The organism is Streptomyces sp. NBC_00029 (assembly GCF_045160505.1).
Lineage (GTDB): Bacteria > Actinomycetota > Actinomycetes > Streptomycetales > Streptomycetaceae > Streptomyces.
This window is the reverse complement of record NZ_CP108292.1, coordinates 2,874,931-2,899,559: the sequence shown is the minus strand read 5'-3', so window position 1 is coordinate 2,899,559 and position 24,629 is coordinate 2,874,931. Positions and strand designations below refer to the sequence as shown.

The window sequence follows — 24,629 nt, the reverse complement described above, 5'->3', positions numbered from 1 at the left end:
TTGCGTTCTTCGGCGGCTCGAGGAAGAAGGAGCTCGCCTTCGTGGCGTCCCACCGTCGACCCAAGCAGCCGACCCGCGCTCGTGTGACCGTGCTCACCTCGGTCGCGGCCGCGGCCGTCGCCCTCTCCGCCCAGGGCGCCTCCGCCGCTCCGGCCAAGCCGAGCAAGGACGAGGTCAAGACCCAGGTCGACGCCCTCTACGAAGAGGCGGAGCAGGCCACCGAGAAGTACAACGGGGCCCAGGAACGCCAGGACAAGCTGGAGAAGGAGATCGGGCAGCTCCAGGACCAGGTGGCGCGCGGGCAGGGCGACCTCAACGACCTGCGCAGCACGCTCGGTTCGATGGCCAGCGCCCAGTACCGCAACGGAGGCATAGACCCCTCCCTCGCCCTCCTCCTCTCCGAGGACCCCGACAGCTACCTCGACAAGGCCTCCACCCTGGAGCACTTGAGCGGCAAGCAGGTCGAAGCGGTCCAGAAGATCCAGGCGAAGCAGCGCACCCTCGCGCAGCAGCGTCAGGAGGCCTCCGGCAAGCTCGCCGACCTCGACGCGACCCGCAAGGAACTCGCCGAGAAGAAGAAGGTCTCGACGGAGAAGCTCGCCGCGGCCCAGGCCCTGCTCAACACCCTGACCGCGCAGGAGCGTTCCGCGCTCAAGGACGAGGAGACGCGCGCGAGCCGCGCCGACAGCTCCCGCGTCGACCTCGGCAACGTGAAGGCCTCCGGCCGCGCCGGAGCCGCCCTCGCCGCCGCCAAGACCAAGCTGGGCTTCACCTACCAGTCCGGCGGCACCGGCCCCAACGTCTACGACTGCTCGGGCCTGACCCAGTGGGCGTACAAGCAGGCCGGCGTCAACATCAGCCGCACCACCTTCACCCAGGTGAACGACGGCACGCGCATCAGCCGCAGCCAGCTCCAGCCCGGTGACCTCGTCTTCTTCTACGGGGACCTGCACCACGTCGGCCTCTACGCCGGCAACAACATGACGCTGCACGCCTCGAACCCGCGCAGCGGCATCAAGTACGAGTCCATGGACAACATGCCGTTCCAGTTCGGCGTCCGGATCGGCTGATCCGCTCCGCCCCGCGGTCCGGGACGCGCCGTACGCCGCCCATCCGGGCGAATTCCCGGGCCCGCGTCTGACCACACGCCCCGCCGGTGACCTGCGTCTCCTGCGGGGCGTCGGCATGTGCGCCCTCCGGCGGTCGTTGGCCGACGTGTGGTGGCGCCGCTACTGTCTGCCAGCGCGGAACCCGGCACACGGCCGTCCACGGGGGGCGGACCCGGGCCCCGCACAGCGGAAGGGAGCGGTTTCACGTGGCGTCCCATCGCCGGCCCGGGCTCGGCAGCCTCGACCGGAACACGAAGGTCACCGTCCTCACCGCCGCCGCGGCCACGGCCGCGGTCGCCATGACGGGAGTACCCGCAAGTGCGGCCCCCGGACTCCCGCACGAACCCGGCGGCGGGGCGAGAACCGGCATCAGCGCCCAGGTCGACCGGCTCTTCGAGGAGGCCGAGCAGGCCACCGAACGCTTCAACGAGGCCGGCGAGAAGGCCGACCGGCTCCGCGCAGAGGTCAACCGGGCCCAGGACGCGGTGGCCCGCGGCCAGGAACGCATCAACACCATGCGGGGCGTCCTCGGCACCTTCGCCGGGGCCCAGTACCGCAGCGGCGGCATCGACCCCGCCGTCGGGCTGATGCTGGCCGAGAACCCCGACGCGTACCTGGAGCAGGCCGCCGCCCTCGACCGGCTGACCGGCCGCCAGGCCCGGCAGCTCGACGAACTCCGCGAGGAGCAGCGCGAACTGGGCCAGGAGCGCCAGGAGGCCTCCCGCAAGCTCGCCGAACTCGACGCCCTGCGCTCCGACGTGGCCCGGCACAAGCGCTCCGTCACCGCGAAGCTCGCGGCCGCCCGGCGGCTGCTCAACGCCATGCCCTCCGAGGAGCGGGCCGACTACGAGCGCGCCTCGCGCTCAGGGGGCCGCCCCGAGGGGCTGCCCGACCTCCCCTCCCTCGGCCCCTCCTCGGGGCGCGCCGCGACCGCCGTGATGGCGGCCCGGGCCGCGGTCGGCCGGCCTTACGTGTGGGGCTCCACCGGCCCCTCCGGCTTCGACTGCTCCGGGCTGATGGTCTGGTCGTACCGGCAGGCGGGGGTCTCCCTGCCGCGCACCTCGCAGGCCCAGCGGCACGCCGGGCGGCAGGTGCCGCTGTCGCAGGCCCGTCCGGGCGACCTGGTGACGTACCGCTCGGACGCCAGCCACGTCGGCATGTACGTGGGCAACGGCCAGGTGGTGCACGCGCCGTACCCCGGGGCCCGGGTGCGCTACGACCCCGTCGGGATGATGCCCGTCTCTTCGGTGACCCGCCCCTGACCGCACCCGTGCGTACGATCGTCGGATGTCCCCCGTCCGACGGTCCCTCGTACGCGTGCTGCCGCTCCTGCTGAGCGCGCTGCTCGCCGGGTGCGGGGCGCCCGCACCGCGGGACGGCGCCGAGCGGGACATCCGGGAGGCCGTCGCCGACTGGTCGCGGACGCCGCCCGCGCAGCTCGCCGGGATCCCGCTGGAGGGATGGGAGTACGAGGTCTCCGCGGTCGGGCGCGACGGCGCGGGGGCCACCGCCCGGGCCGAGCTGCGCTACCGGCTGGCCGGCTACGACGCGGCCGCGGCCGCCTCGGCCCGCGAGGTGCGCCTCACCCGGGACGGCGGGCGGTGGCGGGTCACCGGCGACCGGGCCGCGCCGGGCGCGCTGCCGCAGCTTTGGGACCAGGGCCCGGTGGCGGTGGTCCGCGGGGCGCACTCGCTGGTGCTGGGCGTCGGGCAGGACGCCGGGACGCTGTCCGCGATCGCGGCGGAGGCCGACCGGGCGGTGCCGGCGGTGAGCAAGGCCTGGCCTGGGCCCTGGGCGGGGCGGGCGGTGGTCCTGGTGCCCGGTTCGGTGGACCGGATGGCGCAGCTGCTGGGCCGCCCGGCCGCCGAGTACCGGGGCATGGGGGCCGTCACGACCGGCCGGGTGGGTGCGGCTGCGGCCCCCGCCGACCGCGTCGTCGTCAACCCGGAGGGGTGGGCGGAGCTCAGCCCGGCGGGCCGCGCGGTCGTCCTGACCCACGAGGTCACCCATGTGGCCACCCGGGCGGCGACCACCGCGACCACCCCGCTGTGGCTCTCCGAGGGCTTCGCGGACTGGGCGGCGTACCGCGCGGGCCCCGCCACCCCGGAGCAGGCCGCCCCCGCGCTGGCCAGGGCCGTGCGGCGGGGCGACGTGCCGGGCGAGCTGCCCGGGGCGCGGGACTTCGCCTTCGGCGGCGACCCGGAGGCGCTGGCGCGGGCCTACGAGGGGTCCTGGCTGGCCTGCCGGATGATCGCGGAGCGATGGGGCGAGGCGGCGCTGGTGGACCTGTACGGGAGGGCGGGGCGCGAGCCGTGGCCGGTGGCGGTGCGGGGGGCCCTCGGCGTGGATCCGGCGGCGCTGACGGAGGACTGGCGCCAAGCCCTGCGGGAGGAGTTCCGCTGAGGGCGTCCGGTACGTTGGCAGCGATGCACAAGACGCTGATCGTGACCAACGACTTCCCGCCGCGACCGGGCGGCATTCAGGCCTTCCTGCACAACATGGCGCTACGGCTGGATCCCGACCGGATCGTCGTCTACGCCTCCACCTGGAAGCACAGCGCGGAGGGCCGCGAGGCCACCGCGGCCTTCGACGCGGAGCAGCCGTTCCAGGTGGTCCGCGACCGTACGACGATGCTGCTGCCGACCCCGCGCGTGACGCGGCGGGCGGTGGGCCTGCTGCGCGAACACGGCTGCGAGTCGGTGTGGTTCGGGGCGGCGGCACCGCTCGGGCTGATGGGCCCGGCGCTGCGGCGGGCGGGTGCGCGGCGGATCGTGGCGACCACGCACGGGCACGAGGCGGGCTGGGCCCAGCTGCCGGCCGCGCGGCAGCTGCTGCGGCGGATCGGCGAGGGCACCGACACGCTGACCTACCTGGGGGAGTACACGCGCTCGCGGATCGCCTCCGCGGTGACGGACCGGGCGGCGGCCCGGATGGTCCAACTCCCGCCGGGCGTGGACGAGAAGACCTTCCACCCGGGATCGGGCGGAGCGGAGGTGCGGGCCCGCCTCGGGCTGACGGAGCGGCCGGTGGTCGTCTGCGTCTCCCGGCTGGTGCCGCGCAAGGGGCAGGACACGCTGATCGAGGCGATGCCGCGGATCCTGGCGGCGGTGCCCGACGCGGTGCTGCTGATCGTGGGCGGCGGGCCCTACGAGGCGGACCTGCGGGAGCTGGCCGTCCGGACGGGGGTCGCGGACTCGGTCGTCTTCACCGGAGCCGTCCCGTGGTCGCAGCTCCCGGCCCACTACGGCGCGGGTGACGTCTTCGCCATGCCGTGCCGGACCCGGCGGGGCGGACTGGACGTGGAGGGGCTCGGCATCGTCTACCTGGAGGCCTCGGCGACGGGTCTGCCGGTGATCGCGGGCGACTCGGGCGGGGCGCCGGACGCGGTGCTGGACGGTGAGACGGGCTGGGTCGTTCGGGGCGGATCCCCCGAGGAGGCGGCGGACCGGATCGTCACCCTGCTGCAGGATCCGGAGCTGCGGGCGCGTATGGGCGCTGCCGGCCGTGCATGGGTCGAGGACCGCTGGCGCTGGGACCTTCTGGCCGAACGGCTTCGCGAGCTGCTCTGATCGCCGGGTGCGGCGCCGCTGCCGGGGGCCCTGCCCCCGGACCCCCGCTCCTCAAACGCCGGCGGGGCTGGATTCGGCTGCTGCCGTTCGCCTGGCGCGGGCTGAAACTGTCAGCCCGCGCCGGCAATATCCGGCCCCTCCGGCGTTTGAGGAGCGGGGTTCGGGGCGGAGCCCCGACGGCGGAGCCGCCGGTAAGCATCTGCGCAGCCACGTCTGACTGTTCCTCAGATGTCTGTCAATACCGCGGCTGGGCGGAAGGCTGGATTCCGCCCATGATGCGGCCATGACATCCAATCTGACGCGCCGTCACCTGTTGGGACTCGGCGCCCTCTCGACCGCCGCCGCACTCGGCTTCACCAGGATCGGGGCGGCCTCCGCCGCGGCCGTGGAGCCCGCCGCCGCCCAGTACGCCCCCGCCATCGTCGTCGGCTCCGGCTACGGATCCGCCGTCGCCGCCCTGCGCCTCGGGCAGGCGGGCGTACGCACCGTCGTGCTGGAGATGGGCCGGCTCTGGGACACTCCCGGACCCGACGGCAAGGTCTTCCCCTCCACCTCCGCGCCCGACCAGCGCTCCATGTGGTTCCGCAACCGCACCGAGGCCCCGCTCGCCCAGTTCCTCTGGCTCGACGTGGTCAACCGCGACATCAGCCCGTACCCCGGCGTCCTCGACCGCGTGAACTACGGCGACATGTCCGTGTACGTGGGGCGCGGGGTCGGGGGCGGATCGCTCGTCAACGGCGGGATGGCCCCGACGCCCCGGCGCTCGTACTTCTCCGAGGTGCTGCCCCAGGTCGACGCCGACGAGATGTACGGCACGTACTACCCCCGCGCCCGTGCCATGCTCGGGGTGAACGACATCGACCCGGCCTGGTTCGAGTCCACCGAGTGGTACCGCTTCGCCCGGATCTCCCGCAAGCACGCCCAGAACACCGGCCTGAAGACCGTCTTCGTCCCCAACGTCTACGACTTCGAGCACATGAAGCGCGAGGCGGCCGGCACCGCCCCCCGCTCGGCACTGGCCGGCGAGGTCATCTACGGCAACAACCACGGCAAGAAGAGCGTCGACAAGACCTACCTCGCCGCAGCCCTGGGCACCGGGAACGTCACCATCGAGACCATGCAGCGCGTGGTCGGCGTACGGCCCGATCCGGCCGGCGGGTACGTCCTGACGGTGCGGACCAGCGATGTCACCGGACGGGTCACCCAGGTCCGCGAACTCGGCTGCAGGCAGCTCTTCCTCGGGGCCGGGAGCCTCGGCACCACCGAGATCCTGCTGCGGGCCCGCGAGAGCGGAACCCTGCCCGCGCTCAGCGACAGGGTCGGGCTCGGCTGGGGCCCCAACGGCAACATCATGACGGCCCGCGCCAACCACCTGTGGGACACGGTCGGCTGCAACCAGGCCACCATGCCCGCGATGGGCATCGACGACTGGGACAACGCCGCGAATCCGGTCTTCGCCGAGATCGCCCCGCTCCCCATGGGCATCGAGCACTGGATCTCGATGTACCTGGCCATCACCAAGAACCGGGAGCGCGGGCACTTCACCTACGACGCCGCCACCGACTCGGCGCGGCTCAACTGGCGGCGGGACCAGAACACGCCCTCGGTCAACGCGGCGAAGAACCTCTTCGACCGCATCAACCGGCGGAACTTCACCATCTACCGCTACGACCTCTTCGGCGGGAACAAGGCCTTCGCCGACAACTTCACCTACCACCCGCTCGGCGGCTGCGTCCTCGGGGACGCCACCGACGTGTACGGGCGGGCCAAGGGATATCAGGGGCTGTACGTGGTCGACAGCTCCCTGATCCCCGGATCGCTCGGCGTGAACCCGTTCGTGACCGTCACCGCCCTCGCGGAGCGGAACATGGCACGGATCCTCGCCGAGGACCCCCGCTAGCGCGAGGCCGGCCGCGGACTAGCCGCGGTAGAGCGCCTCGATCTCGTCCGCGTAGTCCTTCGCCACCACGTTGCGCTTGAGCTTCAGCGACGGCGTGATGTGGCCCGACTCCTCCGTGAACTGGGAGGGCAGAATGCGGAATTTCCGCACCGATTCCGCCTTGGAGACCGCCGCATTGCCGTCGTCGATCGCCTTCTGGACGGCGGCGATGAGGTCCGCGTCCTCGCGCAGCTCCGCCGCCGTGACCCCGGCCGGCTTGCCGTTCTCCGCGGCCCAGCGGCCGAGGAACTCCTCGTCGATCGTGACCAGCGCGGCCACGAACGGCCTCGCGTCGCCGACCACCATGCACTCCGCGACCAGCGCGTGCGCCCGGATCCGGTCCTCGATCACCGCGGGGGCCACGTTCTTGCCGCCCGCCGTGACGATGAGCTCCTTCTTGCGGCCCGTGATCGTGAGGTAGCCGTCCTCGTCGAGGGTGCCGACGTCGCCGGTGTGGAACCAGCCGTCGGTCAGCGCCTCGGCGGTCGCCGCCTCGTTGTTCCAGTACCCCGTGAAGATCTGCTCGCCGTGCAGCAGCACCTCGCCGTCGTCGGCGATGCGCACCACGGAGCCCGGCATGGGCTGGCCGACCGTACCGATCTTCTGCTTGTCCCACGGGTTGAAGGTGGTCGCGGCACAGGACTCGGTCAGGCCGTAGCCCTCCAGGACCGTGAAGCCGATGCCGCGGAAGAAGTGCCCGAGCCGCTCGCCCAGCGGCGCGCCGCCGGAGATCGCGTACTCGCCGCGCCCGCCGAGGACCGCGTGCAGCTTGCTGTAGACCAGCTTCGAGAAGATCTTGTGCTTGAGCTTCAGCCCGAACGACGGGCCGCGCGGGGTGTCCAGCGCACGGCTGTAGGCGATGGCCGTGTCGGCCGCCGCGTCGAAGATCTTCCCCTTGCCCTCGGCCTGCGCCTTGGCGCGCGCCGAGTTGTAGACCTTCTCGAAGACCCGGGGGACGCCGAGGATCAGCGTGGGACGGAAGGACTGCAGCTCGTCGGTGAGGTTCTTGATGTCCGGTACGCAGCCCAGGCGGATCGGCGCCAGCACGGCCGCCACCTCCACCAGGCGCCCGAAGACGTGCGCGGCCGGCAGGAACAGCAGCACCGAGCATTCGCCGGTCTTGAACAGCGGGCTCAGGCGCTCCACCGCGTTGCCGCACTCCGCGAAGAAGTTGCGGTGGGTCAGCACACAGCCCTTGGGGCGGCCGGTGGTGCCCGAGGTGTAGACGATGGTGGCCGGGTCGTCGGCGTTCGCGAGGCTGCTGCGCTCCTCGACCTCGGCGTCGGTGACGGCCGCGCCCGCGGCCTTCAGCGCCTCCACCGCCCCCTGCTCGATCTCCCAGACCTCGCGCAGCTCCGGCAGGCGGTCGCGCAGCGAGGCCACGGCCTTGCCGTGCCCGGCGCTCTCCACGACGACCGCGACGGCGCCGGAGTCGCCGAGGATCCACTGGATCTGCTCGGGGGAGCTGGTCTCGTACACGGGGACGGTGACGCCGCCCGCGCTCCAGATCGCGAAGTCGATCAGTACCCACTCGTAGCGGGTGCGGGAGATCAGGGCGACACGGTCGCCGGGACGGACGCCGGCCGCGATCAGGCCCTTGGCCGTGGCACGGACCTCGGCAAGGAACTCGGTCGCCGTCACGTCCTGCCACCGGCCGTCGGCCTTGCGGCTCATGACGGCGGTGTCTGGGTGCTGAGCGGCGTTGCGGCGGATGAGATCCGTCAGGTTCCCGTCCGACGGGACCTCGTACAGGGCCGGAAGGCTGAACTCGCGCAAGACTGCTGCTCCTCTGGGCGCCATCGCCACCATGTGGACCGACCGGACGTTACCCACCGGTAGTGGGTTCCCGATAGAGGGAACCGGCCAGATGTTCCGTGCGTCACATTCTGCACTCACACAGCCCGGCTCCAACGTGCCGACAGTAGTCGACCCCTCTGGCGACTCGGAAGTAACCGCAGGTAGGCCGACCTTTCACACTCCCACTACCCGGCCCTCACGAGTCCCCCTAGGGTTGTCCGCATGGCTGGCACGAAGCGGGGCGAGAACGGCGGCGGCACGAGCGGATCGAGCCGAACACGGGTCCACGTCGTGAGCGACGTGCACGGCAACACCGAGGCCCTCGCCCGGGCGGGGGAGGGCGCCGACGCCCTCATCTGCCTCGGCGACCTCGTGCTCTTCCTCGACTACGCCGACCACTCGCGCGGGATCTTCCCCGACCTGTTCGGCGTCGAGAACGCCGACCGGATCGTCGAGCTGCGCACCGCGCGCCGCTTCGAGGAGGCCCACGCCTTCGGCCGGCAGCTGTGGGCCGGACTGGACCGGGAGTCCCTGATCGAGGGCGCCGTGCGCCGCCAGTACGCGCAGATGTTCGCCGCCTTCCCCACCCCCACGTACGCCACCTACGGCAACGTCGACATTCCGGGCCTGTGGCCGGAGTACGCCGACCGCCACGGCCTCACCGTGCTCGACGGACAGCGCGTCGAGATCGCCGGCCGCGTCTTCGGCTTCGTCGGCGGCGGACTGCCCTCGCCCATGCGCACCCCCTACGAAGTGGACGTGGAGGAGTACGCCGCCAAGGTCGAGGCCCTCGGCGAGGTCGACGTCCTGTGCTCGCACATCCCGCCGGAAGTGCCCGAGCTCTGCTACGACACCGTCGCCCGCCGGTTCGAACGCGGCAGCGAGGCCCTGCTCGCCGCGATCCGCCGCACCCGGCCCCGCTACGCCCTCTTCGGACACGTCCACCAGCCGCTCGCCCGGCGGATGCGCATCGGCGCCACCGAGTGCGTGAACGTCGGCCACTTCGCGGCCACCGGCCGCCCCTGGGCTCTCGAATGGTAGGGATCAAGCCGCATCACGGCGGGCCCCGGCAGGGTCCGGGAGGCACTGGAGTGGCGACGTCCGCACGCGCGGTAGCCTTCACGCGGCGGCCCCAGGCCGCACACATCCTCGAACCACCCCAGCTGCCGCTGGGAGGTACCCCCAGCCCGGAGGAGCGACCGCGATGGCGGAACACACCAGCTCAAGCATCACGATCGAGGCTGCGCCCACCGACGTGATGGCCGTGATCGCCGACTTCGCCCGGTACCCCGAGTGGACCGGCGAGGTGAAGGAGGCCGAGGTGCTGGCCACCGACGCCGACGGGCGCGCCGAGAAGGTCCGCCTGCTGCTCGACGCGGGCGCGATCAAGGACGACCACACCCTCGCCTACACCTGGAAGGGCACGGACGAGGTCAGCTGGACCCTGGACAAGTCCCAGATGCTTCGCCAGCTGGACGGCTCCTACCGCCTCACCGCGGTCGACGGAGGCAAGCGCACCGAGGTCACCTACCAGCTGACCGTGGACGTCAAGATCCCCATGCTCGGCATGATCAAGCGCAAGGCCGAGAAGGTCATCATCGACCGGGCGCTCGCGGGCCTGAAGAAGCGCGTCGAAGCCGTCTGAGCCCGCTTCCCGCACACCGGAGCACCCGCACATGCACACCTTGCTGATCACCGGCCCCGGCGGGGCCGGGCGGACCACCGTGGCGGCGGCCACCGCCCTCGCGGCGGCCCGCGAAGGGCGGCGGGTGCTGCTGCTCTCCGGCGACATCGGCGACCCGCTCGCCGCCCTGGCCGGCGACCCGGCCGGCGACACCGCCGTCCCCGGGCTGCGGGTGGCCCGGGTCGACTCCGGCGAGGAGTTCCGCGAGGAACTCGTCGCCCTCCAGCAGCGCGGATCCGCCCTGCTCGGCATGGTCGGGGCCCGGCCCCTGGGCGCCGAGGAGATCACCGAACTGCCCGGCGCCGAAGAGTTCGCCCTGCTCCGCGCCCTGCGGCGGGCCGCCGCCGCACCCGGCACCGACCTCGTCGTCGTCGACATGCCGCCGCTGCACCGGACCCTCGCCGTCCTCGCCCTCCCCGCCCAGCTGCGCCGCTACCTCGCCCGGCTGCTCCCCGCGGAGAAGCAGGCCGCCCGCGCCCTGAGGCCCGTACTGGCCCAGCTGGCCGGCGTACCCATGCCCGCGCAGTGGCTCTACGAGACCGCCGCCCGCTGGGACGAGGAGCTGGCCGCCGTCCAGGCCGTCGTCGAGGCCGACACCACCGAGCTGCGGCTCGTCGCCCAACCCGGCCCCGCCGCCGCCGACGCGCTGCGCCTCGGCCGGCTCGGGCTCGCCCTCCAGCAGCTGCCCGTCTCCGCCGTCGTCGCCAACCGCATGGCCCCGCAGGGCTCCGCCGACCCGTGGCTCGCCGGGCTCGCCGCCCAGCACGAGAAGTACGCCGCCGAGTGGGCCGAGGAGCTCCCGGTGGTGGCCCTCACCCACCTCGGCCACGACCCGCGGGGCCCGCACGACCTGGAACGGCTCGCCGCCGCCCGCGGGCTCGTACCCGGGGCGCCCGCACCCCGCCGGGCCTGGGCCGTCGAGGACCGGCTCGCCGAGGACGGGGTGCTCGTCTGGGTGGTACCGCTGCCCGGCGCCACCAAGAGCGACCTCGACCTCGTCCGCCGCGGCGACGAGCTGCTGCTCACGGCGGGCCCGTACCGCAGGATCGTTCCGCTCCCTTCGGCGCTGCGCCGCTGCACCGTCTCCGGCGCCGCCCTCGCCCAGGGGGAGCTCCGCATCCGCTTCACCCCCGACCCGGGGCTGTGGCCCCGTACGCGATGAACCGCGTACCCCCGTTCGGGTACCGTCGAAGGTAGCCAGTACCGCACGCCCAGCCGCCGCCGCAGGAGAGAGTCCGCCATGAGCGAGGCCACCGACCGTCCCACCGACGACGACGCCTGGGCCAGGGCCTGCGCCGAGGACCTCGCCGCGGAGAAGGAGCGCCTGCGCGGAGCGGGCGAGAGCGGAGCCGGCGCCACCGGCACCGCCGCCGAGGAGCTGTTCAAGCTCTTCGAAGCCGTCGCCGACAAGGTCTCCGGACTGAACAACCCGCTGTTCGGCGTGGCAGCACAGGGCGCGGTGCGCCAGATCGTCGACCAGGCCAAGACCGCCGCCAAGCCCGTCATCGAGCGCAACCCGGAGGTCTTCGACCACCTCGCGGCCGCCGGCTCGGAACTGCTCGCCGCCTACCGCTCGGCCGTCGAGGGCCACGAACGCCGCTGGACGCGGGGCGACGAACCCCCCGCCCCCCGGCAGGCGTCCCACGACCGCGACCCCCGCGACGAGGGCCCCGACGACGGCCCGCCCGAGCGGATCGATCTCGACTGATCCACCGGACACCCCCGGCCCCTCGGGTACGGTTGGCCGTGGCGGGGTTTGACCGGAAACCGAGGGACTAATGGGACTCACCATCGGCGTCGACATTGGCGGCACGAAGATCGCGGCCGGCGTGGTCGACGAAGAGGGCACCATCCTTGAGACGTACAAGGTGCCCACCCCGCCGACCGCGGACGGAGTGACGGAGGCCATCTGCGCCGCCGTATCCGAGGTCAGCAGCAACCACACCATCGAGGCCGTCGGCATCGGCGCCGCCGGATACGTGGACGACAAGCGCGCGACCGTGCTGTTCGCGCCCAACATCAACTGGCGGCACGAGCCGCTCAAGGACAAGGTCGAGCAGCGCATCGGCCTGCCCGTCGTCGTCGAGAACGACGCGAACTGCGCGGCCTGGGGCGAATACCGCTTCGGCGCCGGCCAGGGCCACGAGGACGTCATCTGCATCACGCTCGGCACCGGCCTGGGCGGCGGCATCATCATCGGCAACAAGCTGCGCCGCGGACGCTTCGGCGTCGCCGCCGAGTTCGGGCACATCCGGGTCGTCCCGGACGGACTGCTGTGCGGCTGCGGAAGCCAGGGCTGCTGGGAGCAGTACGCCTCCGGGCGCGCGCTCGTCCGGTACGCGAAGCAGCGAGCCAACGCCACCCCCGAGAACGCGGCCATCCTGCTCGCTCTCGGCGACGGCACCGCCGAGGGCATCGAGGGCAAGCACATCAGCGAGGCCGCCCGGCAGGGCGACCTCGTGGCCATCGACGCCTTCCGCGAACTGGCCCGCTGGGCCGGAGCGGGACTGGCCGACCTGGCCTCGCTGTTCGACCCCTCCGCCTTCATCGTCGGCGGCGGCGTCTCGGACGAGGGCGACCTCGTCCTCGACCCGATCCGCAAGTCCTTCAAGCGCTGGCTGGTCGGCGGCGCCTGGCGCCCGCACGCACAGGTGCTCGCAGCGCAGCTCGGCGGCAAGGCCGGGCTCGTCGGCGCGGCCGACCTCGCCCGCCAGGGCTGATCGCTTTCACCCTTCTTTCCACGCTCACCGCCCGCCGCGCCCCTTGGGGGAGCGGCGGGCGGCTGCGTATCTTGCGAAGCATGGACCAGCTGCCGAAGTCCCGTACGGAGCCCGACGGTTCTGCCGTGATCCGGGTACTCAGCTACAACATCCGCTCGCTGCGCGACGACGAGGAGGCGCTGGCCCGGGTCATCCGGGCGTGCGAGCCCGACCTCGTCCTCGTGCAGGAGGCCCCGCGGTTCTTCCGGTGGCGCAAACACGCCGCGCGCCTCGCCGCCAAGTGCGACCTGGTGGTGCTGGGCGGGGGCGCGACGGCGGCCGGGCCGCTGCTGCTGTGCTCGCTCCGGGTCTTCGTGGAGCGGACGGAGGACGTCCTGCTGCCGCGCTCGCCGGGACTGCACCGCAGGGGCTTCGCCACGGCGGTGATCCGGGTCGGGGGCGTCCGGGTGGGCCTGGCCTCCGTACACCTGTCGCTCCAGCCCGAGGAGCGCAGGGACCACGCGGAGAGGCTGCTGGAGCGCCTCGCCGGGCTGGACGTGCCGTACACGATCGTCGGGGGCGACCTGAACGAGGGCCCGGACGGGCCGGCGTACGGGCGGCTGGCCGCCGAGCTGCAGGACTGCCGGGCGGTGGCCCCGTGGGGCGGCGGAGCGACCTTCCCGGCGGAGGCGCCGGACCGCCGGATCGACGCCGTCTTCGCCACGAAGGGGGTGGAGGTACTGGCCTGCGGGGTCCCGGAGGGCCTGCCGGGCGTCTCGTCCGGGGACCTCCGGGCGGCGACGGACCACCTGCCGGTGCTGGCGGTCCTGCGCCTCGCGGCTGCGCCGTAGACCGGCGGTCCAGGGGTCCGGGTGCGGCGACGTGGCCGGGGGCGCTGCCCCCGGACCTTCGCACCTCGATCGCCGGCGGGGCTGCGAGGAGCAGGGCGACCGGTATCAGCCGAAACCGGCGCCGCCGCCGACTGCCCGGGAGGCGGCGGGGTCAGACGACCGCGCCGCGGCCCGGATCGTCGTCATCGTCCTCGTCGCCGTGCGCCATGCGCGCCACCAGCGTCGCGAAGCCGCCGAGGAAGCCGCCGATGCCCAGCGTCGTCAGCCACCAGGTCATCTCCCATTGCAGGAGCACCGCCAGCAGCAGCAGCACCGGGCCGCCGACCACCGCCAGCCACGCGAACTTCGACGTCGTGTCCGCCTCCGGGAGCTCCGGCTCCGGAGGAACGAAGTGACCCTCCTCCGCCGGAGTCAGGTCGTCGTCCTTCGGCTCCGACAGCGAGTGGTCCCGGGGGCCCGCCATGCCCACGCCCGGGGCGAAGACCACGGAGCTGCCCAGCGCCGCCGGAGGCTCCGGGTCCGCGTCCGGCCCGGGCTTCGCGTCCGGCTTCGCGTCGGACTTTCCGTCCGGCTTCGGGCCGGGCTCCGCGCCCGGCTTCTGCTCCGGTCCGGATTCCGCGGGCAGCGGCTTGACGTCCTCCTCCGGCAGGAGCAGGTTCTCGATCGGCTTGAACGGCCGGGCCCCCGGCGGGTCCGGCGGCTCCTGCCCGTACCCGGCGACGATTGCCGCCCACGCCGCTTCCTCGTCCAGCGGCGGCACCCCGCCCGACTGCTCCTCGTGCTCAGCCACCGGCCTCCGCCCCCTCCCTGCCCACGCTCTCCGCCAGGCGGCCGACGAACGCATAGCTGTCCGCGAAGATCCGCTCCGCGTCATGGTCCAACGTCGCGACGTGGTAGCTCTGTTCCAGCAGGGTCTCGGTGACATCCGTCGAGGAGACCCGGGCCAGTACCCGTGCGGAGTCGACAGGCGGCACGACATGGTCCTGCGGGCTGTGCAGCAGCAGCAACGGCTGCGTCACCTGCGGCAGCTCGGCGTCCACGAGCTGCAGGAACTTCTTCAGCGAGTGCGCGGCACGGGTCGGGACCCGGTCGTAGCCGACCTCCTCCGAGCCCGGCTTCGCGATGTCGCTGGCGATGCCCGGGGTGGACCGGATGAAGTGCTTGGTCACCGGCAGGGTCACGGCCAGCGGGTCGTGCACCTTGTTGGCCGGGTTGACGAGCACGATGCCGCTGATGGCGTCGCCGTGCTTGGCCGCCAGCCGCAGGGTCAGCGCCCCGCCCATGGACAGCCCGAAGACGAACACCTGCTCGCACCGGTCCAGCAGCTCCCGCAGGGCGCGGTCGACCTCGGCGTACCAGTCCTGCCAGCCCGTGAGCTGCATGTCCTGCCAGCGCGTGCCGTGTCCGGGCAGCAGCGGGAGCGACACCGTGAGGCCCCGCCCGGCGAGATACTCGGCCCAGGGGCGCAGCGACTGCGGGGAACCGGTGAAGCCGTGGCAGAGGAGGACGCCGACCTCTCCGCCCTCGTGGCGGAACGGCTCGGCTCCAGGGAGGACGGGCACCAGGGTCTCCTTGATCATGATGTACGTCGGGTGGGTGCGTTGCTCTGTGTGACTTCACCGTACGCGACCGGGGTGGCACCGGCCAGGGTCGTCGGGCCGCTGCCGGTGTAGGCACGGGATATGGTCTGTTCGACAGACACAGGAAGGCTTTCGAGTTGATCTACGGCGCAATGAAGTTCTCGATCGGCGGTTCACTGAAGCTCGCTTTCAGGCCGTGGGTGGAGGGCCTCGAGAACATTCCCGCGGAGGGGCCGGCGATCCTCGCGAGCAACCACCTGTCCTTCTCCGACTCCTTCTTCCTGCCGGCGGTGCTGGACCGGAAGGTCACCTTCATCGCGAAGGCGGAGTACTTCACCTCCCCGGGGGTCAAGGGCAAGCTGACCGCCGCCTTCTTCAAGGGCGTCGGCCAGCTCCCGGTGGACCGCTCCGGCGCCCGCGGGGCCGGCGAGGCCGCGATCCAGAGCGGCATCGACGTCATCGAACGCGGGGAGCTGTTCGGTATTTACCCTGAGGGCACGCGTTCACCCGACGGACGCCTCTACCGCGGCAAGCCGGGAGGCCTGGCCCGCGTGGCCCTGGCCACCGGTGCGCCCGTGATCCCCGTCGCGATGATCGACACGGAGAAGATCCAGCCGCCCGGCAAGGTGGTCCCCAAGCTGATGCGCCCGGGCATCCGGATCGGCAAGCCGCTCGACTTCAGCCGCTACCACGGCATGGACAACGACCGCTTCATCCTCCGCTCGGTGACCGACGAGGTCATGTACGAGATCATGAAGCTCTCCGGCCAGGAGTACGTCGACATCTACGCGACGGCGGCCAAGCGCCAGATCGCCGACGCCGAGAAGGCCGCCAAGGCCGAGAAGGCGGAAAAGGCCGAGAAGGCGGAGAAGCCGGACAACACCGGGAAGGCCGACGGTACGTCGGTCTAGCCGGGCGCGGGCGGCACGGCCCGCGAGGGGTGGGGGAGATGGCGAAACGCGAACGCGTCGTACGCATGTCGGTCGAGCAGCCGCTCTGGCGTGCCCTGACGGCGTACCGGCTGCTGACCATGGTCTACGCGGTGCTGCTGTTCGCCGCCGCGTACAAGGAGTTCCCCCACCCCGGGGTCGCGGTCGGCTACCTCGCCTTCCTGGCGATCTGGACCTTCGCGACCTCGCGCAAGGTGGCGAACGCCGCCAGCTGCACCAAGGGCTTCCTCGTCGCCGACCTCACCGTCGCGATCGTGGGCATCGTGCTCACGCCGGTCGCCGACACCCAGGAGCGGATCACCGAGGGCGGCAGCACCCTCCCCACCATCTGGACGGCGGGGGCGGTCCTCGCCTTCGCCATCAAGGGCGGCTGGCGCTGGGCCTGCTTCGCCTCCACCTTCGTCGCGGCCGCCAACCTGGCCATCCACACCGGCCAGCCCACCCGGGACACCCTGCACAACGTCCTGCTCGTCTGGGTCGCCTCGGTCGCCATCGGCTACGTGGTCGAGGTCGCCCGGGCCAGTGAGAACACCCTCGCCCGCGCCCTGGAGATCGAGGCCGCCACCCGCGAACGCGAGCGCCTCGCCCGCGACATCCACGACGGGGTCCTCCAGGTCCTCGCCATGGTCCAGCGGCGCGGCAGCGAGCTGGGCGGCGAGGCCGAGGAGCTCGGCCGGATGGCGGGGGAGCAGGAGGTGGCGCTGCGCACGCTGGTGTCCAGCGGGCTGACACAGCCCTCCCGGGTCTCCCGCGACGAATCGCGGGGCGCGCTGGTGGACACGTACGAGGTGGAGGAGCCGGGCGGCGACGACGCCGAGCTGGATCTGCGCACGCTCCTCGCCCCGCACGCCGGGTCCCGCGTGAGCTTCGCCGAGCCGGGCACCCCGGTGCCGCTGCCCGCGCCCGCCGCGAAGGAACTGGCCGCGGCGGTCGGCGCCGCCCTGGACAACGTGCGCAAGCACGCCGGGGACGGGGCACGGGCCTGGATCCTGGTCGAGGACTGGGGCGACGAAGTGATCGTGACGGTTCGCGACGACGGCCCCGGCATCCCCGCGGGCCGGCTCGACCAGGCGGCGGGCGAGGGCCGGATGGGGGTGGCCCTGTCCATCCGCGGCCGGCTGCGCGATCTCGGCGGCAGTGCCGATCTGGTGTCCGTTCCCGGGCAGGGCACCGAAGTGGAACTGAAGGTACCCAGGGGGAGGACGGACAAGAGATGAGCGAGCGCACCGACGTGAACGACCCGAACAGGCCGAACGAGCTGCACGAGATCAGGGTGATGGTCGTCGACGACCACCCGATGTGGCGGGACGCGGTCGCCCGCGACCTGGCCGCTGCCGGCTTCGACGTCGTCGCCACCGCCGGCGACGGCCCCGAGGCGGTCCGCCGGGCCCACGCCGTCACGCCCGACGTGCTGGTCCTCGACCTCAACCTCCCCGGGATGCCGGGCGTGCAGGTCTGCAAGGAGCTGGTCGGCGCCAACCCGGCCCTGCGGGTCCTGGTCCTGTCGGCCAGCGGTGAGCACGCGGACGTCCTGGAAGCGGTGAAGTCCGGTGCGACCGGCTACCTGTTGAAGTCCGCCGGAGCCCAGGAGCTGATCGACGCCGTGCGCCGCACCGCGGCCGGCGACCCGGTCTTCACCCCGGGCCTGGCCGGGCTGGTGCTCGGCGAGTACCGGCGCCTGGCCACCGACCCCCTGCCGGCCACCTCCGACGAGCCGAAGGCGCCCCAACTCACCGACCGCGAGACCGAGGTGCTGCGGCTGGTGGCCAAGGGGCTGTCGTACAAGCAGATCGCCGAGCGGCTCGTCATCTCCCACCGCACCGTGCAGAACCATGTCCAGAACACCCTGGGCAAGCTGCAGTTGCACAACCGGGTGGAGCTCGTCCGGTACGCCATAGAGCGCGGCCTCGACGACGCCTAGGTCGTCTCTTTCGGATCTTGTCGGTCGGGCCCGCGTCGTCCGGTGCCGTGCATCGCAAGGCGGAGGAGCGCCGTTGTACTGGATGTACTGCGGTGCTCCGACAACGCGGCGAGGTGCGGTGCCGGTCGACGCGGGCCCGGCAAGATCCGAAAGAGACGACCTAGCCGACGCGCAGCCCTGTTCGGGGGTCCGCACCGCCCGACGATCGTACTTACGTCCTCGTACGAGTGAACGGGCGTACGCAACGCCTCACGATTCCACCGGAATTGCCCTCTCCAGCACCCTTGATGTGACGTGGGTCACCACTAGCGTGACCGTCATGGCGATTGGAGATTCCATGAAGGTCGGAGTGCTGACCGGCGGCGGCGACTGCCCCGGGCTCAACGCGGTGATCAGGGCGGTCGTCCGCAAGGGCGAGCAGGAGTACGGCTGCGGGTTCGTCGGGTTCAAGGACGGCTGGCGGGGTGCGATCGAGGGACGGACCGTCCCCCTCGACATCCCCGCCGTCCGCGGCATCCTGCCCCGCGGCGGCACCATCCTCGGCTCCTCGCGCACCAATCCGTTCAAGACGGAGAACGGCGTGCGGGACATCAAGGACAACCTCGCGAAGTACGAGGTGGACGCGCTCATCGCGATCGGCGGCGAGGACACCCTCGGGGTCGCGGCCCGGCTGTTCGAGGAGTACGGCATCCCCTGCGTCGGCGTGCCGAAGACCATCGACAACGACCTGTCCGCCACCGACTACACCTTCGGCTTCGACACGGCGGTCGGCATCGCGACCGAGGCCATCGACCGGCTGCACACCACCGCCGAGTCCCACATGCGGGTCCTGGTCGTCGAGGTCATGGGCCGGCACGCCGGCTGGATCGCCCTGCACTCGGGACTCGCCGGCGGCGCCAACGTCATCCTCATCCCGGAGCAGCGCTTCGACGTGGACGAGGTCTGCGCCTGGGTGACCTCCCGGTTCCGGGCGAGCTACGCGCCGATCGTGGTGGTCGCGGAGGGCGCGATGCCCAAGGACGGGGAGATGGTGCTGAAGGACGGCACCCTCGACTCCTTCGGTCACGTCCGGCTCTCCGGCGTGGGCGAGTGGCTGGCCAAGGAGATCGAGGCGCGGACCGGCAAGGAGGCCCGCACGACGGTCCTCGGCCACATCCAGCGGGGCGGCACGCCGAGCGCCTTCGACCGGTGGCTGGCGACCCGGTTCGGGCTGCACGCGATCGACGCGGTGCGCGACGGGGACTTCGGGAAGATGGTCGCGCTCAAGGGGACGGACATCGTCCGGGTGCCGATCGCGGAGGCCACGTCGAAGCTGAAGACGGTCGATCCCGCGCTCTACACGGAGGCCGGGGTCTTCTTCGGCTGAGCGGCGACCCGACACCATGGGCCGTATGGTGACAAACGGCCCATGGTTCGAGGTGCGGGAGCAAGCGTGGAGATCCTTGCGTTCGGTGTGACCGCCGACGAGAAGCCGCTCCTGGAGCGGGCCTTCGCGGGGCAGCACGAGGTCCGCTGCCTGGACGTCTTCCTGGGCGAGGACACCGCACCGATCGCCGCCGGGTACGAGATCGTCTCCTCCAGCGTGAACGCCGATCTGAACGGCCGCGTGCTGCGGGTCCTGGCGGCGGGCGGCACGAAACTGATCGCCCAGCGCTCCACCGGCTTCAACAACATCGACCTGGACGAGGCCCGGCGCCTCGGCATGACGATCAGCCGGGTCGCGTACTACTCGCCCTACTCGGTCGCCGAGTTCGCCTGGGCCCTCGCGATGACAGTGAACCGGCGGATCGTCCGGGCGTCGAACCGCACCCGGGACTTCGACTTCCGGCTGAACGGGCTGATGGGCCGGGACTTCCACGGCCGCACGGCCGGCGTACTGGGCACCGGCAAGATCGGGGAGGCGTTCACCCGGATCGCGCACGGATTCGGCATGCGCCTGCTGGGCTGGGACGCGGTGCAGAACCCGGCCTGCGTGGAGCTCGGCATGACGTACGTGGACATGGACGAGCTGCTCGCCTCCAGCGACCTGGTCAGCCTGCACGTGCCGCTGCTCGAGTCCACCCGGCGCATCATCGACGCGGCGGCGCTGCGGCGCATGCGGGACGACGCGATCCTGGTGAACACCAGCCGCGGCGGGCTGATCGACACCGAGGCGCTGGTCGACGAGCTCCGGGAGGGCCGCTTCACGGGCGTCGGCCTGGACGTGTACGAGGCGGAGGCCGGCGTCTTCTTCCAGGACAAGTCCCTGGAGGCGGTCGGGGACGACACCCTGGCCCGGCTGGTCACCTTCCCGAACGTCGTCGTGACCTCCCACCAGGCCTACTACACGACGGACGCGGTGGGCCAGATCATCGACACCACCGTCGCCAACGTGGCGGACTACCTCGCCGGCCGCCGCTCCGGGAACACCCTCGTCCCGTCCGCATAGGCTCCCGGATCCGCGAGTTCACCCGGACTTCGGCATACGGTCATTACCGGCGGGCCGGGGCGGGGCTTAGATTCGGCCACGTGGACGTCCCTACCGTGTTCCGCTGGATCATGCCGGCCTTCGCCGCCATCCAGCTCGTTTACGCCGTCCGGGCCCTGCGGCCCGCCCTCCGCGCCGAGCCGGGCCGGCGGGTGGACCCGTGGCTGACCTTCGCCGATCACCTGGTCGGCGCCGCGGTGTCGGTGGCGATGGCGACCGGCAACGTCACCGCCCTCCTGTGCGGGCTGGCCGTGCTGGGGCCGGTCCTGACCTGGCAGCTGGCGCGCCACCTCCGCTCCGGCGGGTCCCAAGGCATCGAGCGCCGGACGAGCTGACCACCCCAGGGGCCCGGCCCGCCCGCCCGGCACGCCACGCCTCAGGCCGGGGCCACCGCCCGGATGCCGGTCAGCAGCTCGCGCAGCAGGTCCGCGCCCCGCAGGGTGAGCACCGACTCGGGGTGGAACTGGACCCCCGCGAAGCCCCGGACCGGGGAGCGCAGCGCGTGGACCTCGCCCGTGGCGGGGTCCCGCGCGACCTCCACCCCCTCCGCGGCCAGCCGGGCGGCACGGGCGTCGTCGCAGTGCGCGGTGTACGTGTTGTAGAAGCCGGCCACCTCCTCGGCCCCGAACAGATCGATCCGGGTCTGCGCCCCCTGCGCCGGTTCCGCCTTGCGGATCAGCGGCAGGCCCAGTTCGGCCGCCAGCAGCTCGTGGCCCAGGCAGACCCCGACCAGACCGTGGCGGTGCCCGGCCAGCAGGTCGGCCGCCAGCGCGCGCAGCATCCGCATCCTGGGGTCCGCCGCATCGGCCGGATTGCCCGGGCCGGGGCCCAGGACGACCGGGCCCTCCCAGGCCAGGGCCGCGGCCCGCAGCCCCGGATCGTCGTAGCGGCGTACGGTCACCTCCAGCCCGGCGACCCGCAGGACGTGGGACAGCATGGCCGTGAAGGTGTCCTCACCGTCCACCACCAGCGCGCGCCCGGTCACCGACGGCGGCCGCTCCTGCATCCGGAGCCAGAACGGCGCCAGGTCCTGGCGGCGCGCCGCCAGGGCCGCCCGGACCCGGGGGTCGTCCGCCAGGGCGGCACCCTCGAACGCCGGGCGCGGCGCGGCCGGCCGTGCCCCGAGCGCCGCCAGCACCCCCGCCGCCTTCGCGTGGGTCTCCGCCACCTCGCCCGCCGGGTCGGAGTGGCGCACCAGCGTGGCGCCCACCGGCACCCGCAGCGCGCCGTCCGCCGCGATGTCGGCGGTACGGATCAGGATGGGGGAGTCGAGGGTCTGCGCCCCGGCGGAGTCCAGGCCCAGCAGGGCCAGCGCACCCGCGTAGTAGCCGCGCCCGCCCGTCTCGTACCGCTCGATCACCCGGCAGGCGTTCTGCACCGGCGACCCGGTCACCGTCGCCGCGAACATGGTTTCGCGCAGCACCTCCCGCACGTCCAGCGAGGACCGGCCGCGCAGCTCGTACTCGGTGTGCGCGAGGTGGGACATCTCCTTCAGCCGCGGTCCGACGACGACCCCGCCCATGTCGCCGACCGTGCACATCATCTTCAGTTCCTCGTCGACGACCATCGACAGTTCCTCGGTCTCCTTGCGGTCGCCGAGGAAATCGAGGAGGGACTCGGCCGTCGGCCCCCCGGCGGGATAGCGGTACGTGCCGCTGATCGGGTTCATCACGACCGTCCCGCCGGACATCCGTACGTGCACCTCGGGGCTGGCCCCGACCAGCGTCCGCTCCCCGGTGTGCACGACGTACGTCCAGTACGCCCCCCGCTCGCCCTCCAGCAGACGCCGGAACAGCGCGAGTGCGTCCGCCCGGCCGAAGCCGTCGATGCGGCCCTCGTAGGTGCGCCGGATGACGAAGTTCGCGCCCTCGCCGCGGCCGATCTCGTCCTCGATCACCCGGCGGACGGTGGCCGCGTACTCCTCGTCGGGGACGTCGAAGCCCCCGCCGTCGACCCGCACGGGGTGCCGCGGCAGCGCGGCCAGCGCCTCGGCGAGCGGGATCTCGTACGCCTCCTCGGCGGCCAGCACGCTCAGCGGCGTCCCGTCGTCGCGCACGTCGAAGCCGCGCTCGCGGATCTGCCGGAAGGGGACGAGGGCGAGGGTGGGCAGCTCGCCGACGGGCAGGTCGGCGAGCCGCTCGACCTCGCCGACCTGCCCGATCAGCACCTCGACGGTGTCGTGGTCGCGGCCGGGGGTCCGCCGGCGCAGCAGGGCGAACGGCGGGCAGGAGGGGTCGAGCAGTCGGCTCAGAGGGCTGAGCGGGCTGGTTGCCATGGGCGGAGCGTCCTTCCGGGGGGAGGAGCCGCCGCCCGGGATCCGACATCGCAGTCGGAAACGCGGAAGGCCGCCCCTCGGGGCGGCCTTCGCGTCGTGCGTGTCTTCAGGTACGCGCGAGAAGTGGACCGCCGGGAGCGGGCCACCACCAGTTCTGGTGCGAGAGCGCGTACATGGCCGCCACCTTAGCCCAGGGCGGTCCCGCGGCGCAGGATCCGTCTCACGGCGTGGGCTGAACCATGGATTCCGTTCCGCTGGGCGCCCGGAACCTTTGAGCCGGTTCGTCTCACGTTGTGGGCGGGGGGCCGAACGCGGCCTGTGACGCCGTAATGTGTACGAGGTGACCGTGAACGCTGAAACCCAAGCCCCCGCCGCCAAGGCGACCTGGCGAGACCTTCCCGCGGCGCAGCAGCCTTCGTACCCCGATGCCGAGGCCCTGCGCGCTGTCGTCGCGGACCTCGAGTCGTATCCCCCGCTCGTTTTCGCGGGTGAATGCGACCAGCTGCGCGCCCGTCTGGGAGCCGTCGCCAAGGGCGAGGCGTTCCTCCTTCAGGGCGGCGACTGTGCCGAGGCCTTCGACGGCGTCTCCGCCGACCACATCCGCGCCAAGCTGAAGACGCTGCTCCAGATGAGCGCCGTCCTGACCTACGCCGCCTCCGTGCCCGTCGTCAAGGTCGGCCGTATCGCGGGCCAGTACTCCAAGCCGCGCTCCAAGGACACCGAGACCCGCGACGGCGTCACCCTGCCGACCTACCGCGGCGACTCCGTCAACGGCTTCGCCTTCACCGAAGAGGCCCGGATCCCGGACCCCGAGCGGCTGAAGCGGATGTACAACGCGTCCGCCTCGACCCTCAACCTGGTGCGCGCCTTCACCACCGGTGGTTACGCCGACCTGCGCCAGGTGCACGCCTGGAACCAGGACTTCGTGAAGTCGAGCCCCTCCGGCCAGCGCTACGAGCAGCTCGCCCGGGAGATCGACAACGCCCTGAACTTCATGAAGGCGTGCGGCACCGACCCGGCCGAGTTCAAGGCCGTCGAGTTCTACGCCTCCCACGAGGCGCTGCTGCTCGACTACGAAGGCGCACTGACCCGCACCGACTCGCGTACCGGCAAGCTGTACGACACCTCCGGCCACATGGTCTGGGTCGGTGAGCGCACCCGTCAGCTGGACCACGCGCACATCGAGTTCTGCTCGCAGATCGCCAACCCGATCGGCATCAAGCTCGGCCCCACCACCTCGGTGGACGAGGCGCTGACCTACATCGACCGCCTGGACCCCGAGCGCGAGCCGGGCCGGCTGACCTTCGTCGTCCGCATGGGCGCCGACAAGGTCCGCGACAAGCTCCCCGAGCTGGTCGAGAAGGTCACCGCGTCCGGTGCGACCGTCGCCTGGGTCACCGACCCGATGCACGGCAACACCTTCGAGGCGGCCTCCGGCCACAAGACGCGCCGTTTCGACGACGTGCTCGACGAGGTCAAGGGCTTCTTCGAGGTCCACAAGGCGCTGGGCACCCACCCGGGCGGCATCCACGTCGAGCTCACCGGTGACGACGTCACCGAGTGCGTGGGCGGCGGCGACGAGATCTTCGTCGACGACCTGCACCAGCGCTACGAGACGGCCTGCGACCCGCGGCTCAACCGCAGCCAGTCCCTGGACCTGGCGTTCCTGGTCGCCGAGATGTACCGCGACCAGTAGGGATCAGTCAGTACCTTCGTACGACAGTGGGGCGCGGATCGATGTGATCCGCGCCCCACTGTCGTATCCAGGGCTTTTAGGTCACCCTAACT

Annotated in this window: 22 protein-coding genes; 18 read left to right on the top strand and 4 right to left on the bottom strand. The window is 72.4% G+C overall.

From position 1 onward, the window contains the following. The first annotated feature begins 41 nt into the window (after positions 1-41). The 5 genes from OG753_RS13880 to OG753_RS13860 all read left to right on the top strand — a co-directional run bounded on the left by OG753_RS13880 (position 42) and on the right by OG753_RS13860 (position 6,578). Positions 42-1,070 carry an NlpC/P60 family protein gene (locus OG753_RS13880; RefSeq protein ID WP_327262105.1) on the top strand — a complete coding sequence of 343 codons (1,029 nt, stop codon included), beginning with the start codon at positions 42-44 and terminating at the stop codon, positions 1,068-1,070. 245 nt (positions 1,071-1,315) lie between these two features. Continuing rightward, positions 1,316-2,371 (top strand): NlpC/P60 family protein, encoded by a 1,056-nt coding sequence (locus OG753_RS13875; protein ID WP_405788609.1) that lies wholly within the window; start codon positions 1,316-1,318, stop codon positions 2,369-2,371. A 25-nt stretch (positions 2,372-2,396) separates the two neighbouring features. Beyond that, positions 2,397-3,512 (top strand): hypothetical protein, encoded by a 1,116-nt coding sequence (locus tag OG753_RS13870; RefSeq protein ID WP_327262103.1) that lies wholly within the window; start codon positions 2,397-2,399, stop codon positions 3,510-3,512. 23 nt (positions 3,513-3,535) lie between these two features. Continuing rightward, the gene (locus OG753_RS13865) at positions 3,536-4,678 is read left to right on the top strand and encodes a glycosyltransferase family 4 protein (RefSeq protein ID WP_327262102.1); all 1,143 of its coding nucleotides are present in this window, start codon (positions 3,536-3,538) and stop codon (positions 4,676-4,678) included. A gap of 283 nt (positions 4,679-4,961) precedes the next feature. Continuing rightward, positions 4,962-6,578 (top strand): GMC oxidoreductase, encoded by a 1,617-nt coding sequence (locus OG753_RS13860; protein WP_401703185.1) that lies wholly within the window; start codon positions 4,962-4,964, stop codon positions 6,576-6,578. 18 nt (positions 6,579-6,596) lie between these two features. Here OG753_RS13860 and OG753_RS13855 read toward each other — a convergent pair whose 3' ends face one another. Further along, the gene (locus OG753_RS13855) at positions 6,597-8,393 is read right to left on the bottom strand and encodes an AMP-dependent synthetase/ligase (RefSeq protein WP_405788607.1); all 1,797 of its coding nucleotides are present in this window, start codon (positions 8,391-8,393) and stop codon (positions 6,597-6,599) included. Between the two features lie 243 nt (positions 8,394-8,636). Between OG753_RS13855 and OG753_RS13850 the strand changes: the two genes are divergently transcribed. From OG753_RS13850 to OG753_RS13825, 6 genes are all read left to right on the top strand, one after another. Next, positions 8,637-9,455, top strand: a complete 819-nt coding sequence (locus tag OG753_RS13850; RefSeq protein ID WP_327262099.1) for a metallophosphoesterase — start codon at positions 8,637-8,639, stop codon at positions 9,453-9,455. Positions 9,456-9,618: 163 nt separating this feature from the next. Further along, positions 9,619-10,059: an SRPBCC family protein gene (locus OG753_RS13845; RefSeq protein WP_327262098.1), complete on the top strand. Its 441-nt coding sequence runs from the start codon at positions 9,619-9,621 to the stop codon at positions 10,057-10,059. A gap of 31 nt (positions 10,060-10,090) precedes the next feature. After that, positions 10,091-11,260: an ArsA-related P-loop ATPase gene (locus OG753_RS13840; RefSeq protein ID WP_327262097.1), complete on the top strand. Its 1,170-nt coding sequence runs from the start codon at positions 10,091-10,093 to the stop codon at positions 11,258-11,260. Between the two features lie 78 nt (positions 11,261-11,338). Beyond that, positions 11,339-11,806 carry a DUF5304 domain-containing protein gene (locus tag OG753_RS13835; RefSeq protein ID WP_327262096.1) on the top strand — a complete coding sequence of 156 codons (468 nt, stop codon included), beginning with the start codon at positions 11,339-11,341 and terminating at the stop codon, positions 11,804-11,806. A 70-nt stretch (positions 11,807-11,876) separates the two neighbouring features. Continuing rightward, a complete protein-coding gene (locus OG753_RS13830; RefSeq protein WP_327262095.1) occupies positions 11,877-12,818 on the top strand; it encodes an ROK family glucokinase in 942 nt (313 codons plus the stop codon). 80 nt (positions 12,819-12,898) lie between these two features. Beyond that, a complete protein-coding gene (locus tag OG753_RS13825) occupies positions 12,899-13,648 on the top strand; it encodes an endonuclease/exonuclease/phosphatase family protein (RefSeq protein WP_405788603.1) in 750 nt (249 codons plus the stop codon). Between the two features lie 151 nt (positions 13,649-13,799). Here OG753_RS13825 and OG753_RS13820 read toward each other — a convergent pair whose 3' ends face one another. Together OG753_RS13820 and OG753_RS13815 are read right to left on the bottom strand one after the other, a co-directional pair. Further along, on the bottom strand, positions 13,800-14,438 hold the full coding sequence (locus OG753_RS13820; RefSeq protein WP_327262093.1) for a hypothetical protein: 639 nt from the start codon (positions 14,436-14,438) through the stop codon (positions 13,800-13,802). Next, the gene (locus OG753_RS13815) at positions 14,431-15,210 is read right to left on the bottom strand and encodes an alpha/beta fold hydrolase (protein WP_327262092.1); all 780 of its coding nucleotides are present in this window, start codon (positions 15,208-15,210) and stop codon (positions 14,431-14,433) included. The genes OG753_RS13820 and OG753_RS13815 overlap by 8 nt, the downstream gene beginning before the upstream one ends. Before the next feature lie 170 nt (positions 15,211-15,380). On the opposite strand from OG753_RS13815, the gene OG753_RS13810 reads away from it, so the two are divergent. The 6 genes from OG753_RS13810 (at position 15,381) to OG753_RS13785 (ending at position 20,901) form a co-directional block, all read left to right on the top strand. Continuing rightward, positions 15,381-16,139: a lysophospholipid acyltransferase family protein gene (locus tag OG753_RS13810; protein WP_327266747.1), complete on the top strand. Its 759-nt coding sequence runs from the start codon at positions 15,381-15,383 to the stop codon at positions 16,137-16,139. A gap of 38 nt (positions 16,140-16,177) precedes the next feature. Next, positions 16,178-17,395: a MacS family sensor histidine kinase gene (macS, locus tag OG753_RS13805; RefSeq protein ID WP_405788601.1), complete on the top strand. Its 1,218-nt coding sequence runs from the start codon at positions 16,178-16,180 to the stop codon at positions 17,393-17,395. Beyond that, a complete protein-coding gene (locus OG753_RS13800; RefSeq protein ID WP_030010354.1) occupies positions 17,392-18,099 on the top strand; it encodes a response regulator transcription factor in 708 nt (235 codons plus the stop codon). The genes macS and OG753_RS13800 overlap by 4 nt, the downstream gene beginning before the upstream one ends. 337 nt (positions 18,100-18,436) lie before the next feature. Then, a complete protein-coding gene (locus tag OG753_RS13795) occupies positions 18,437-19,465 on the top strand; it encodes a 6-phosphofructokinase (protein WP_405792662.1) in 1,029 nt (342 codons plus the stop codon). A 66-nt stretch (positions 19,466-19,531) separates the two neighbouring features. Next, positions 19,532-20,527, top strand: a complete 996-nt coding sequence (locus OG753_RS13790; RefSeq protein WP_327262089.1) for a 2-hydroxyacid dehydrogenase — start codon at positions 19,532-19,534, stop codon at positions 20,525-20,527. Between the two features lie 80 nt (positions 20,528-20,607). Continuing rightward, complete coding sequence (locus tag OG753_RS13785; RefSeq protein WP_327262088.1) at positions 20,608-20,901, top strand: hypothetical protein; 294 nt, start codon at positions 20,608-20,610, stop codon at positions 20,899-20,901. 41 nt (positions 20,902-20,942) lie between these two features. Here the strand turns inward: OG753_RS13785 and OG753_RS13780 are convergent, their stop codons facing one another. Then, positions 20,943-22,841 (bottom strand): anthranilate synthase family protein, encoded by a 1,899-nt coding sequence (locus OG753_RS13780; RefSeq protein WP_327262087.1) that lies wholly within the window; start codon positions 22,839-22,841, stop codon positions 20,943-20,945. Between the two features lie 340 nt (positions 22,842-23,181). On the opposite strand from OG753_RS13780, the gene OG753_RS13775 reads away from it, so the two are divergent. Continuing rightward, the gene (locus tag OG753_RS13775) at positions 23,182-24,537 is read left to right on the top strand and encodes a class II 3-deoxy-7-phosphoheptulonate synthase (RefSeq protein WP_327262086.1); all 1,356 of its coding nucleotides are present in this window, start codon (positions 23,182-23,184) and stop codon (positions 24,535-24,537) included. Positions 24,538-24,629 lie beyond the last annotated feature (92 nt).